Annotated in this window: 8 protein-coding genes; all 8 read left to right on the top strand. The window is 59.3% G+C overall.

Annotated features, from left to right (window positions below):
- Window positions 1-202: 202 nt before the first annotated feature.
- Entirely contained in the window at window positions 203-1240 is a 1038-nt protein-coding gene (locus tag ACESWY_RS01105) for a putative endonuclease domain-containing protein (protein WP_373092405.1), read from the top strand.
- Window positions 1241-1475: 235 nt separating this feature from the next.
- A complete protein-coding gene (gene moaA / locus ACESWY_RS01110; RefSeq protein WP_271760628.1) occupies window positions 1476-2531 on the top strand; it encodes a GTP 3',8-cyclase MoaA in 1056 nt (351 codons plus the stop codon).
- Window positions 2532-2535: 4 nt separating this feature from the next.
- The gene (gene mobB, locus ACESWY_RS01115; protein ID WP_138114143.1) at window positions 2536-3837 is read left to right on the top strand and encodes a molybdopterin-guanine dinucleotide biosynthesis protein B; all 1302 of its coding nucleotides are present in this window, start codon (window positions 2536-2538) and stop codon (window positions 3835-3837) included.
- Window positions 3838-4125: 288 nt separating this feature from the next.
- On the top strand, window positions 4126-5406 hold the full coding sequence (locus ACESWY_RS01120) for an MFS transporter (RefSeq protein ID WP_373092408.1): 1281 nt from the start codon (window positions 4126-4128) through the stop codon (window positions 5404-5406).
- A gap of 225 nt (window positions 5407-5631) precedes the next feature.
- Entirely contained in the window at window positions 5632-6453 is an 822-nt protein-coding gene (locus ACESWY_RS01125; RefSeq protein WP_373092410.1) for an HAD family hydrolase, read from the top strand.
- A gap of 507 nt (window positions 6454-6960) precedes the next feature.
- Window positions 6961-10266 (top strand): SpaA isopeptide-forming pilin-related protein, encoded by a 3306-nt coding sequence (locus tag ACESWY_RS01130; protein WP_271760632.1) that lies wholly within the window; start codon window positions 6961-6963, stop codon window positions 10264-10266.
- A complete protein-coding gene (locus ACESWY_RS01135) occupies window positions 10259-11923 on the top strand; it encodes a SpaA isopeptide-forming pilin-related protein (RefSeq protein ID WP_373092413.1) in 1665 nt (554 codons plus the stop codon). The genes ACESWY_RS01130 and ACESWY_RS01135 overlap by 8 nt, the downstream gene beginning before the upstream one ends.
- Window positions 11924-12037: 114 nt before the next feature.
- The gene (locus tag ACESWY_RS01140; RefSeq protein WP_373092415.1) at window positions 12038-13792 is read left to right on the top strand and encodes a SpaA isopeptide-forming pilin-related protein; all 1755 of its coding nucleotides are present in this window, start codon (window positions 12038-12040) and stop codon (window positions 13790-13792) included.
- Window positions 13793-14278: the final 486 nt, after the last annotated feature.

Here is a 14278-nt window from a genome sequence, read left to right on the forward strand (position 1 = left end):
GCGGCTTGCTCTGGCCCTCCGACCTCTCACCTCGCCCTAAACCGTCCCAATTATCGATGTTTTTCTCGATATTGAAGAAAAGCATCGATTTTTGGGACGGTTTTTCTGTCGCTCGTACGGGTGGAATGCTTTCTTGTACGTGGAAGTGTGCGAATCCGTGAGCAGGGGAATAAGGTTGGTTATCCGACCCATTGGAGAGCTCATGGACTTGCCGATCGTCCTGTCCCATAAGACTGCCTGGCTGTACCACAACGCGGCGCGCCCGTTAGAGCCGCTCTCACGGGCAAGCAGCCTATACGACGAAGGCTCATTTGCTGGCGAGGTGGAGCCGACTGCGAGCCTCCCCAAATTGGGGCTCGATGCCAAGGGATTGAGGATATCTGCAGCGGTCGAGATTGTCGCCGACTATCTGGTCTCACTTGGTATTCCTCAAGAGGAACTCGGCCGTATTGATACGCTGGTTAGCTTCGATTTTGAACGCTCTCGGCCGGCGGGTCTCCGACGCCATGTGTTTGGGGCGCCCACACCTTCGGATCATCTTATCGAGGTGGCAGAGGGTCTTCTGGTGGTTGATGAGGCCATATGCCTTGTCCAGGCGGGCTCGTGGATGAGCGAGCTCGAGCAGCTTGAGTACGGATTTGAAGTGTGTGCTCGGTATCACCTTAACCATCTGTCGAGCGATGATTATGTCGAGGCCTCGCAGCGATATGCCGTCGCCGACCTGCGTGCTTTTTGCGAGCAGAATCCTTCGCGTCGAGGCGTGAAACGCGCGGCCGCCGTGCTCAAGCGCGTGCACGATGGCGCGCGATCGCCCATGGAGACGGCCACCGCAATCATGGTCGTCGCGAAACGTTCCCAGGGAGGGCTGGGATATGCCAAGATCGAGCTCAACCATCGGGTCGATGTTCCCAACGAGTTCAAGTATCTCGCAAAGGCCGGGTATTTCGAGATCGACGTATATGCGCCTGCGAGCGGTACAGGGATTGAATACAACGGCTCGGACCATCTTGATAAACAGCGCAGCGCGTCGGATGCGGAGCGTATGGCCGTGCTGAGCGCGCTGGGCTTTAGGATGATCGTCCTCACCGGGACTCAGTTTGCCCACCAGCTGCAATTGCACCGGGCGATGAACGCTATCGCGCTCGCTATGGGCCTTAAGTGCGACCGAAGCGAAGCGTTCCAGAAACGTCAAAACGACCTGCGAGAATTCGTGATTCGACACTGGGACGGCGGCCTTTAGGGGCGTTTTGGTCCTTCTACGGGGTGCCGTGGGCAGGCAAGCCATCACAACATTCGACGTTTATCGCCAAAAACGGGAAAAGCATCGAATGTTGTGATGGTTTGTATGCTGAGGATGGGCTTGGGAAGCCGGTCTTGCTCGAAGCGACCTGTCCTGTCGTACGGGTGTCGGCATAATTCTCTCGTGGGGTATTATGTTTTCCGAAGAATAAAACGCCGCGTGAGGGGAGGGCCGCGTGGACGGGCACGTGCAACATGACGGCTTTGGCCGCGACATCAACTACCTGCGCATTGCCGTTACCGACAAGTGCAATTTCCGCTGCATCTATTGCATGCCGGCCGATGGCGTGGCGCCCCGTGCACACGACGAGCTGCTCAGTGCCGAGGAAATCGCCCGCTTTGTGCGCTTGGTGGCGGGGGAGGGCATTCGCCGCGTGCGCCTGACGGGCGGCGAGCCGCTGGTCAGCCGCCGTATCATTCCGCTCATTCGTGACATCCGCGCGATTCCGCAGATCGAGGACATCTCGCTCACCACCAACGGTGCCCTGCTGCCCAAGTTGGCGCCGCAGCTCAAAGACGCCGGTCTTAACCGCGTCAACATTTCGCTCGATACACTCGACCCTACGCTGTTTGGAAAAATCACGCGCCTGGGTCGGCTCGAGCAGACCATGGCTGGCATCGACGCGGCGCTGGCTTGGGGCTTTGAACCCGTTAAGGTCAACTGCGTTGTGGTGCGCCGACTCAACCAGGATGTGGCGGCCCTTGCACGGCTGACCGTCGACCGCCCCATCCACCTGCGCTTTATCGAATACATGCCCATTGGCGACGAACGTACGAGCTCACATTGTGCTGTAGACCCTCACGCGCCCGCGCTCAATCCCGAGCTGTGGGACGCGAGCGACACCGTGCCGAGTGACGAGTTGCGGGCGCGCATCAATGCCGGGGCAGCCGCGGCGGGGCTGGGCGAGCTCGAGCCGCTCGGCATCAACGACGCTCCTGCCGGCGCGGGCCCTGCGCGCTATTGGCACTTTCCTGGCGCGACGGGAACGGTCGGTTTCATTAGCGCCATGTCCAACCATTTTTGTGCGAATTGCAACCGTCTGCGCCTGACGGCCGATGGCAACGTGCGTCCGTGCCTGTTCAGTGATGCCGAGTATTCGGTGCGCGACGCCCTGCGCCGTGGTGATGATATGCAGGTACTTTCGATTTGGCGCGATGCCGTGGCCCACAAACCGCAGGAACACGCGATAATTGAGGGCACGCAACGATTTATGTCCCAAATCGGAGGATGATCATATGGCCAAGAGCAGGTACGCCGATGCCACCAAGGCCGCTCGCAGGGCCGCGATGTCTGCCCACAAAGGCACGGCTGCGGCGAATGCTGGTAACGCCGACGCGTCCGCACAGCCGACTGCCAGTGCTGCCACCGAGCCCGCCCGCGACGCCCGTCGCGACGAGCTGACGCACGTGGACGCCAGGGGTGAGGTGCGCATGGTCGACGTGTCAGACAAGGCCGAGACCCATCGCATTGCTATCGCCGAGGGCACCATCCTCATGCACCCCGAGACGCAGGCCATGGTGCTGCAGGACCGCGCCAAAAAGGGCGACGTGCTTGCCTGCGCGCGTGTGGCGGGCATCATGGCCATCAAGCGCACGAGTGACATCATCCCCATGTGCCATCCGTTGCTCATTACCAAGAGCAAGTGCGACATTGCGCCCATCGCTCCGGCGGGGACGCCGGCTGAGGACGTGCCCGAGGGCTGGGCACCGGCGCGCACGGACGGGCAGGTTGGCTTTCACGTACTGGTTACGGCGGGCGTGACGGGCAAGACGGGTATCGAGATGGAGGCCCTGACCGGAGCGAGCGCTGCATGCCTTACGATCTACGACATGTGCAAAGCCATCGATCGCGGCATGGAGATCGTCGACGTGCGCCTGTTGCACAAGGAGGGTGGCCGCTCGGGCGTGTGGAATCGTGCAGAGCGTCAGGCCGCTGCTGTTGAGGCCGTGGCCGCTGACGGTGCCGCACCCGCGAGCGCATCCGTCGCCGTCGCGCCCGCAGCTCCGGCACCGGCCGTCCCTGCGATCGCGTTTATCGGCTATCAAAACTCGGGCAAGACCACACTTGTCGAGAAGGTCATTGCCGAGCTCACTCGCCGCGGCCTGCGCGTGGGTTCGCTCAAGCATCATGGGCATCATGGCTTTGATATCGATGTGCCCGCTAAGGATACGTGGCGCCATCACCAGGCCGGATCCAAGCACGTGGGACTCATCTGCGCCACGCGCTGGGCGGAGTACGCCGATACGCGCGAGGAGGACGAGATGCCCGCGCGCGAGCTGCTGTCGCGCTACAACGATGTCGACGTGGTGATCATCGAGGGCTACAAGACCGAGGGCTTCGACAACATCGTGGTCGCGCGCTCCGGTGTCGACCGTCTGCGCGGCAAGAGCTCGCTCGACCTGGTCGACGGTCACACGCTGGCCCTTGCCTGCAACGAAGCCCTGGCACGTCAGGCCTTCGACGCCGGCTTTGCGACCCGAGCCATCAACATCAACGACGCCCGAGCCATCTGTGATCTTATCCAAGATCACCTTTAAGGGCCGGCTCGCTGCGCTGCCATAACCTGCCAAAAAGGGACAGGTTTGTTTTGGCAGGTTTTATCTGGGCAAACGTCATTTCCACCACAAAGGGGGCCAGGCACCTTTGTGGTGGTTTTGCTTTGGTAGATGGTTGGGACATGCCTTACAATCTACCAAGTAGTTCATACTGAGCGAAAAACGGAGAGAAGGGTCCTGATGCGTCCTTAATGTTTCATGCGGATAGATTGATTTGACAGACGGTGGCGAATACCCACCGCCCGTATTCGTATGAAACAAGGAGTCTCCATGCTCGCATCTCTTCTCTCAAAACCTCAACCTTCGCTGTCCATGCAGGCCAAGCGCCTGGTAGCGATGCGCTTTCTCATCTACACCGGGTTTCAGACCAGCTACTTTATCGGCGTCATCGGAACGCTTACCTATGCGGACGATGCCTCGGTCGTCGCGACATCGCTGGCCGTCCTGTTCATGAACGTTTTCGTGATCCTGGGATCCTTTGCGGGCGGCGCTGCGCTCGACGCATGGGGTCCGCGCCGCCATTTCTTGCTGAGCATCGTCGGCACGCTCGCAACTGGCACGGCAATCATCGCCTTTGGTAGCGCGACCGGCGTCGTCCTGCTCGGCGCGGTGTTTCTGGGCTTTACGATGGGATTCGCCCAGCCCATCGCCACATCCTATCCGGCTTACCTCACCGACGATCCTGTCGAGCTCAAAGACATCAACTCCGCCATCGCCATGTTTTCAAACGTGAGTATCATCGTTGGTCCCACGCTGGGCGGCTTTGTCGCGGCGGCTGCGTCGTCGCGTGCGGTGTTCGTGCTTATGATGCTCTTTACCGTGCTGGCGTTCGTCGTCGGTTGGGGCTTTAGGCCGCAGACCAGCCATGTCGCCGGGCATGCGGATGCCGATTCGACAGAGGAAGGGGAGCGTGCGGGACAAAGCTCCAACCCCAGCACGTCCGCCCGCGCCACCTTCGCAGCCAGCATCAAGACAGTCTTCACCAACAGCGTCCTCGCGCTACTTTTCTGCATTATTTTTCTCTCGAACTTTGGCTACGGAGCCTTCGATCCGCTCGAGTCGTTTTTCTATCGCGATGTCCTACGCGTCGGCGTTGAGTGGATGGGCTGGCTCTCGTCGGCTTCGGGCGTGGGCGCGGTGCTGGGTGCCGTGCTCGCGCTCCGCTTGCCGCCGCACCTGGTCAACCTTAAAACGCTGCTCGTGGCGCTTATGTCCGTGGGCCTGGGAAGCCTGCTCTATGTGGGGACGCCGTACGTGGGCGTGGCCCTCGTCGGCCAGATCGCCCTGGGCATAGCTTGGGGTGTCGTCAACCCGCTCCACAACACCATCGTGCAAACGACGGCTCCGCTCGAGCAGCTTGGCCGCGTCAATTCGGTCATGGGCTTTGGCAATATGTTCGCCGGCGTGGCCCCTCTGGCGGTTGCACCGTGGCTGGCGGCAAAATTTGGCGTACAACAGACACTCGTGGGGGCGGGCATGGCCGTGACGGCGGTTCCCGCGGCGCTGCTGCTGGTTGGACGCCGGCATTTGGATCGTGCCGCAAAGCAGTAAAAACCATCACAACATTCGATGAAAATCGCGATTTTGCCGAAAAACGTCGAATGTTGTGATGGTTTGCGCCCCGGGCCAGGCCATCCTGCGAGTCCGGCCACCACAAAGGGGCCAGGCATCTTTGTGGTGGTTTTTGCTTTGGCAGGCCGCGCCTGCGCCTTGGTATACCATGTACACCATTTCCGACCACATTCAGCACCGCCGCACAACCCAGAAAGGCCTCCCATGGACGCCACCTTCACCCACATCAAAGCCGTGTTCTGCGATATCGACGGCACGCTGCTCACGAGCGGGCACACGGTGTCCCCGCGCACCGTGGCGGCGATTCGCGCCCTACGCGAGCGCGGCGTGCTTTTTGGCTTGTGCACCGGACGCGACGCCCACGCGACCGAGGCCATGTACGAGCCCTGGGGCATCGAAGGCCTGGTGGACGTGCTCGTGGGCTGCGGTGGCGCCGAGGTCATCGACCGTGCGCACGACATCAACGAGCTGAGCTATCCACTGCCAGGCGAGACCATCGCGCGCATCTGTAAGCACATGGCGGACCTTCCGGCAACGCCCGTCTGCCCCCGAGACGGCGTGTTCTATGTGCCCGAGAGCAATGCGTGCGTCGAGCACCTGTCGCGCGTCGACGGCGTGCCCTACCAGGTGGTCGATTTTGCCGAGTTTTTGCGCGAGCCGCAGCCCAAGGTGATGTTTACCATGGCGCCCGAGGTAATGCCGCGGGTCATCGAGCGGGCGTCGACGTTTGCCGACGACACCGTTAAGGCGGCGGCTCTGCAAACCACGCAGCGGCTCTACGAGTTCATGGATCCGCGCGTGTCTAAGACGCGCGGCCTTGTGCGCGTGGCGGAGCTCAACGACATGGAGCTCCAGAACATCTGCGTGTTTGGCGATGCGGACAACGACACCTGCATGGTGGCTGACGCCGGCGTGGGCGTGGCCATGGCAAACGGCAGCGCCGCCACCCGTGCCGCCGCCGACTTTGTAACCGCGAGCAACGACAAAGACGGCATCGCGATCTTTATCGAGGAACATCTGCTGTAGCGCAGGGGGAGAACCACCGCAATGGGGACAGGCGCCTTTGTGGTGGCCTCAGGCGATTTGGGCGAATTAATGCCTGAAATCTGCGCGAAAATTCAAATATAGTTGTCTGAACATCACGCTTCTAACCACCGATGGGTTAAAGATATTCTCATCAGTTTGGTGGGGTATTCCTTCCGGTTAAATGACCTACCGCCCACGGTCGATTTTTGACCGTGGGCGGGACGTTTGCTCTTGAGCAAAATGTTGTGCAAATAAATCTAATGCCATTAAAAAATGATGGGCAACTAAATTACCAGTAGAAACAAAAAATAGATAGCGAATAAACGAAGGTAAATCTGAGCAAATGTCAAGAGAATTGAGAATTCGCTACAAAACTATCGGTTTTGTTGCTCAGATGTTCAAACAATCGTTACAATTATGTGTTACTAAGCGTGCGCAATTACAGATTGCGCAGATACGTTTGATAGTGAAAGAGCAAGATCGCAGTCTCTTGGGGAGGAGACATCGATGACAGCAAATTCAGATAAATCTAAGCAGAACAATAAAACGGCACATCGTGTACTAGCAGGTGTTTTGTGCGGAGCTTCCGTTTTGAGCCTGGTACTGTCGCTCGTTATGCCCCCGATCTCGCAGGCCATCGCCAACGACACCCAGACAGTTTCTACCGAGGAAACTGTAACGGGGGGGGGTTCCTCAAGTGAGTCCGCTGCTGTAGATAACACCAGCGAGGATGCCGAAAACCAGAATAGCAACGAGACCGATGGCGGCGAGGCTGGCTCTTCAAATAGTGTTGAGCAGGCTCAGAGTGCGAATGCGGCTTCAGCGAGAGCGACGGCCACCGTGGAGAAGGGAATTTATGTTCCCACGTCTATCGGTATCGGTACGAATATCGATATCTCCACCCCCGATCCCGGCGTGGCCACCTACGTCGGCCGCGACATGTACATCGGTGGTAAGCCGAACAAAATTAGCACTCTTGATGCGAATAACGCCCCCACCGGCTCATATGCCGCTGAGGCGGAGGGCCTTACCGTGGTCCACGGCAAACTGGCCATGAATCCTATCAAGGAGAGTTGGGGCGGCCAGGGCTTCCGTTTCGGCACCGTTGGTTTTGGATCGCAGTTTCGTCCCAGGGAGGGAAGCACGGTGCTTGCGGTCGCCGGCATAAACAGCTTGATTGAGAACATGAATACCGGTCAGGGAACGACCTCAGATGCTGCGACGGTTGGTGCTTGGACCAAGGGTGCTTGGGTCGGCAAGGCGACAAAGACTGACTCCCACCCTGGCTATGACTATACCGCGCAGATCGCCGGTCCCATTACCTATTCCTATTGGGATTCGAATGCTAACAACGGGCGCCAGTCTGTCGTGAAAAAGCAAGGTAATTGGTTCGAGGGCTCGGATGCTCTGAAGAGCGACCTGTTCAATCAAAATGTTGATTTGACTAATGTTAACGGTAACGATTATTCGAGCTACAACGGTGCAGATGGATACCTCTCGAAGCTATCGAAACAGCTCGCCTCGTTTGCAAATACCGGCACAGTTACGGATGGTTCCGCAATTAGCGACAACAGCTACGCAATCAACAAGTACGATAACAAGGGAACAAGCTATACACTCACTTTCGATGGTAGTGAGAAGTCTGTTTCCGGTGCGCTTGATACCAGAATCCCGAACTATAAGATTTGCAACACCGAGCGACTTATCACCTTTACCGGCGATGGAACTTCTATGCAACAGGTCTTCACCATTGCCGGTTCCGAGCTCTCCAACTTGAAGGATGGCGTCTACTACCGCGGCGTCGACTTTAAGTTCACCAATGTCCCCGAAGGCGCATCCATTGTCGTGAACGTTACAGGTGCTGGTCCTGTCGAGTTCCACAATGGCTGGCGCTTCTGGTGGGGCGATACAGAAATATCTCGCGGTTATGAGAGTAACGCCGATAAAGACCTTCGCGCGAAATACTCGCTGGCCTCCCAGTCCATCATGTGGAATTTTGTCGATACCACGAGCCTCACCATCCGTGGTGGCATTGCGGGCGAGGGTAGAAGCGACTGGGGCAATGGCGGCGGGGACGGCAAGTGGACCGACGATGACCCCGCCGCTGCTATGCTCGGATCGATTCTCGTTCCCAACGGAAGCTTCGACGACCATGTGACCACCAACGGTCGTGTGTACGTGGGCGAAGATTTCATGATGAACAACCCTAAGATCGCGTACAACTTCACAAATCTCGAGGGTAACTCGGCTTCCGTCATCGATATGGATCAGGAGCGTCACAACTTCCCGTGGTCTGGGTCGTATACACCGGACGGCTCTGCCATTGCGTGGAGCAAGGTCGACGCTGCGGACGGCATGACGCCGCTTTCTGGTTCCTCGTGGACGATATACGGCACTGTCGATGATGCCAAGAATGAAACGTATCCCATCGTTACGGTAACGGATGGCGGTGCCAATGATTACTCTTCGGATGATGGCGAGCTTCAGTTCAACTATTTGAATCAGAAGGCCAAAATTGGCGATCCCAACGATAAAGACTACTTCACGTACTACATTCGCGAGGTCAAGGCGCCGGCTGGTTATCAGAAGTCGGACACCATCTACTACGCAACCATGAACAACACCGGCGAGCAGGTGAACTATGTTCAGGGTCATGTGGACACGGTGAACGGAAATAAGCTCGTTTCATTCGATGATTCCAACACCACGGGCGCCATCTCCAACACCAAGATCACCGGTACGGTGTCTTGGACCAAGGTTGAGGAGAGCGACACGGGACACACTCCTTTGGCTGGTTCCGAGTGGGCGCTTACCAAGGTAAAGGATGCCGATGGTGCCGAAATTCCGGACGCTGCATCCCTGACTGTGATTGATAACGATACGAATGCGGAAGCTGTCAGCAACAAGTGGGCAGATTCTGATCCCGCCGATGGCAAGTTCAAGCTCGAGGGTCTGCTGCCGGGCACGTACACGCTCACGGAGACCCAGGCGCCGTTTGGCTACGAGCTGAACCAGACAACCTACGAGTTCACGGTGTCCAAGGCGGACGGTTCCATTGCGTGGACCGAGGGAAAGAAACCGAGCATTGTTGAGGGCACTACGTACATCTCCGATTCTCTCACCACCACGTCCGTGGAAATCCCGGTGACTAAGTCCGTCCGTAATACGGACTGGCCGAAGGATTCCAGCGGGAAATACGTTGCGTTCGACTTCAACATCGAGGCTACGGGGGATTACGCAACCAACGTGCCCATTCCTAACCCGGCAGACCTCTCCATTGCACCCGCAGCAGGGGAGACCGACGCCGCCAAGCCCAACAACATCACGGCGACCTTTGGCGCCATGACGTTCAACAAGTCGCACCTGTCCGATACCCCCGGTACGGCGGATGACTACGCCAGGACCTACACCTACACGGTGAAGGAGGTCGCGCCTACCACCGGTGCCATCGATAAGCTCCGCTACTCCAAGGCCGAGTACCAGGTTGCCGTCACGGTGAAGGCCGTCATGAATGAGACCACTGGCAAGTACACCGGTCTTACCACCTCTACCACCGTTACGCAGATGAAGGACGACATGGGCAACACCCTTGGCGAGAACGGGCAGGGCGTCGTGGTTGAACCCTCCGCCGCCGCGCCCGACGCCATTCCCGCCTCCACCTTCACCAACACCTACTCCACCTCTTTGCCCCTTTCTGGTATGTCGGGCGTCACTCTGACGTACCTTGCCGGCGCGGCGGTGCTTTGCGCTGCTGCAGCCTGGATGCACATTCGTCGCAAGGCGAATGCGAAGGGAGGTGAGCGTCGTGAATAAGAAAGTTTGCTCCTTCCCGATCTTGTTTGCGCTGCTTGCCCTCGTGGTCGGCACCTGCGCGGTTGTGTTCCCCGCTTCCGCGCAGGCCGCGCCGACCTCGACCGGTTCCATCACGGTGAGCGGCACCGTGGCGAGCAGCTACGACGCCTACCAGATCTTTAGCGCCAACGTCGTCGACGGCGACAGCGACGCCAAGATCGCCACCGACCTCACCTGGGCAAGCGACGCCGCGCGCGACGCCGCACTGCCTGTGCTGCACAGCGCCGGCATGCCCAATTCCCAGACCACCGCGCAGGAAGCTGCCGAGTGGCTCAACACCGATTCCCACCTTACGAGCGCGCTGAGCGCACAGCTCGCTCGTTCCCTTCAGCGCTCTGGCGCCGCGTCCGTGGCCCTTAACGCGGGCACGACGACCCAGCTGCCCAGCGGCTACTGGCTCATCGTCGCCGACGACGACGCCATCGGCCAGGACGAGGTCGGCACCGCTCCGATCATGGTTCTGGTGGGCGGCAGCGCCGTCAGTGTCAAGCCCAAGGCCGCGACGCCCAAGGTGGCCAAGCACGTGCTGGAGGACGGCACCGCCGCCTGGCAGAAGGCCGCCGATGCCACGGTCGCCGACGACCTGTACTGGCGCCTCTCGGCCACGGTCCCGGCGGGGCTCACGGCCTACGACACCTATACGGTGCGGTTCGTCGACACCATGAGCGCGGGGCTCGACCCCTCCAAGGTCGCCGCGAGCGTGCGCGTGTACGTGGCGGCGGGCGCGGACGGCGGCTTTGACGCCGTCTCGACCGGCAAGGACGGCCGCGCCGGCACCGAGCCCGCGAAGGGCTGGACCGACATCACGGCCCAGTGCGGGGTCTCGGTCGACGGTAAGACCTTCACCGTGCGCACCGGCGACCTGATCGCCGCGCTCGGCGGGGCCGACGCCTTCGCCGCGGGCGCCCGCGTGGTCGCCGTGTACAACGCGCCGCTCAACAGCGCGTGCAACCACGGCATCGCGAAGGGCAACCCCAACGAGGTCTACCTGCGCTACCCGCGCTCTCCCTTTACCGACCAGTCCGGCGACGCGGGCTTTGCCCGCACGCCGAGCGACGATGCGTGCGCCTACACCTGGGATCTCGCGCTCACCAAGCGCGGCAGCGACGGCGACAAGCCGCTTGCCGGGGCGGTCCTGAGCATCGCCGACGACCGCGGTCGCACGCTAGCGGCCGACGGCACGTGGGATGCGGAGGGCAAGGCCACCGTCACCACGGGCGAGGACGGCCGCGTGGCCGTCTCGGGCGTGGACTCGGGCAAGCTGGAGGTTCGCGAGCTCAAGGCGCCCAAGGGCTACACCGCCTTTGAGGGCACGCGCTCTGTGACGGTCAAGGCCGAGGGCCTGGACGTCGACCAGGTGGCCGCCGCCAAGCCCAAGCTCACCATCACGGCCGAGTCGCCCCTGCGCGCCGACAGCGCGGACGGGTCGACGGGCAGCCTGGAGGCGTCGCTCATCAATACGCCCACCGGCACACCTCCTAGCATTACCACCGGAGGCTTTATGCCCTCGACTGGCGATATGGCAATGTACGCCGCGGCCGCCGCAGCGGTCGCCGGAGCCGCGCTCATCGTGGTCGCGCTCCTGGTCAAACGGGAAGGTGGCAGCCATAAAGAGTAGCTGGCAGCCCCACAGAGAGCGGGGCGAGACGTAGCGAAGTAGATGCTAAGACACAGACAGACAGATTTAGATCAAATGGAATTCGAGCAGAAAGCAGAGGAAAAGAAGATGAGTATGAGTAAGAACATCGCACGCCTGGCAGTAACCGCCGGCCTCACAGCAGCCCTGAGCTTCGGCGGCGTCATGGCCCCGGTGACCATGGCGTTTGCGGCGGGCACGCCGACGGTGGCCACGGAGAAGGGTAAGGTGGCTATCACCGACGAAACATACACCGGCACGACATTCAAGGGCATTCAGATCTTCACCGCGAAGGTCACGCAGGATCAGAAGGGCGATGGGAGCTGGGATGGCTCGGCCGCTAAGACTCTTTCCGATATTCAGTGGGCTCCGGGTAATGTGAAAACCCTCGTTACGACTGCGCTCAAAGACGTTACTGGAGCACCTGAAGTAGATGCTGACGCCCAGACGTGGGCGGAGTTCATCAGCACGACTCAGGGCTCTAATTTTGGAGAGACTACGGCGGTTGATACTGGCACAACTCTTGACTTGATTGCCAAGGCCTTGGAAGGGGACGAGACCCTCACGTGGACAAAGCCAAGCGATTCCACCAAAGGTAGCTTTAAGGATCTTGATAATGGCTACTGGCTTTTCGTGACCGATACGCCCAGTACGACCAACGGTGCTAATGGCAATACTGATGCGTATACCTCGCCGATTTTCACCATCGTCGGTGGCTCTGACGTTAACGTGGCCCCCAAGAAGGACGTCCCCAACGTGACCAAGGCCGTAAAGGATGACAAGAACGGCAAGTTTGTTACGGACGATAGCAAGGATGTTTTTACCGCAGCCAACAAGGCTGCCGACTCCGCTGCTGAACAGCCTGTTGAATATCAGCTTGCCGGCACTGTGGCTAGCAACATTAACACGTATGTCAAGTACAGCTACACTTTCACTGACGAGCTCCCCTCCACGATGGTTCCAGAGCTTCAGGGTGGTAACCCAGTCGTTGAGGTCAAGATTGACGATTCAGTCGTGGATCCCGCTTGCTACAGTGCGACCTATGTCCCGGGGGAAAGCACGAATACGCTCACTGTTTCCTTCGAGAACCTCAAAGAAGCAAAGGATAAGGCTGGCAATCTCATCAACGTTGACGGTGGTTCGACAGTCTATGTGAACTATGAGGCAAAACTGGTTGCTGGCAAGATTAACGCGGATATGCTCGGCAAGGCCCAGGTGAACAATGTCAAGTTGACCTATTCCAACAACCCGCACACCAATGGCACCGGTACCACGGTTGACCATCCGGCCTACGACTACACCTATGGTATCGACGTTACCAAGGTTGGCAGCGATAATGATGAGGCCGGCAACCCCAAGACTCTCAAAGACGTCGAATTCACGCTGAAGGAGCAAGGCACCGGCAAATTTATCAAGGCCGACGGCACCACGACGTCAAATGAGAATGAAGCAATACTGACCACCACCTCCCAAGGCAAGATCAACGTTGTCGGCCTCGATGAGGGCACCTATATCCTCACGGAGGTTAAGCCTGCGCCTGGCTACAACAATTCCGCGGCAAACGGCGTGACCTTTACTATCAGCCGCACGCTCAATCAGGACGGTACGAATGTGACGCCCGACACGACGAGCGCCATTGTGGCAGGTCAAGATGTTGTTCAGGAGGGCTCCGCGAAAGCTGAAGTCGGCAAGCTCAGCTTCACCATCGTTGACAAGAAGGGCTCCAACCTCCCGCTGACCGGCCTTAACGGCGTGACCTTCACTTGGATCGCTGGTGGCGCGGTGCTGTGCATCGGCGTGGCGCACCTCATCCGCAGCCGTAAGCAGACTGAGGAGTCCGAGCAGGAGTAACGCTCGCTCACCCATCCCTTTGGCAGGTGGGATGTGATGGCCATGAGACTTGCGGACACTCTTCTCGTCCATCCACGTTCTTGCTTTGCCATTCTCTTTTCGGGGCAGACTCCGCACTGGAGTCTGCCCCGTTTTTTGGACAACACAGGCAGCCTCCACCGTCCGATGCGGACTCATCCGTCATCGCGTTTCTTGACTCGTATGAGGTTCGGTTTAAGGTCCGTAGGCGCACGCGCGGTGCGGACGGTAGAAGGCATTTGCGCCGCAGCAAGCGCAAATAAGAATGCCCGGGGGTCGGATCCCGGGCATTTAACAAAAGCTGAAAACTAGGCCGCCCGCGCTCTCGTACACTTACGCGGGATGCATCGTTTCCTATTGTCATTGTATCCCGAATCGCCCCGCCGATTCGGGACATTTTGAAAACGCAAATGCGGGCCCATGCTCGCGCCGCGCAATGCTGTTTAGCTGCGTTGTCCGGCGCATGAG

The organism is Collinsella aerofaciens ATCC 25986, from assembly GCF_964237925.1.
GTDB lineage: Bacteria > Actinomycetota > Coriobacteriia > Coriobacteriales > Coriobacteriaceae > Collinsella > Collinsella aerofaciens_BJ.

What these genes read in the sequence shown, in the direction of transcription:
- ACESWY_RS01105 (WP_373092405.1), top strand. Translation starts at nt 203, where the DNA reads ATGGACTTGCCGATCGTCCTGTCCCATAAGACTGCCTGGCTGTACCAC.
- mobB (WP_138114143.1), top strand. Translation starts at nt 2,536, where the DNA reads ATGGCCAAGAGCAGGTACGCCGATGCCACCAAGGCCGCTCGCAGGGCC.
- ACESWY_RS01120 (WP_373092408.1), top strand. Translation starts at nt 4,126, where the DNA reads ATGCTCGCATCTCTTCTCTCAAAACCTCAACCTTCGCTGTCCATGCAG.
- ACESWY_RS01125 (WP_373092410.1), top strand. Translation starts at nt 5,632, where the DNA reads ATGGACGCCACCTTCACCCACATCAAAGCCGTGTTCTGCGATATCGAC.
- ACESWY_RS01130 (WP_271760632.1), top strand. Translation starts at nt 6,961, where the DNA reads ATGACAGCAAATTCAGATAAATCTAAGCAGAACAATAAAACGGCACAT.
- ACESWY_RS01140 (WP_373092415.1), top strand. Translation starts at nt 12,038, where the DNA reads ATGAGTAAGAACATCGCACGCCTGGCAGTAACCGCCGGCCTCACAGCA.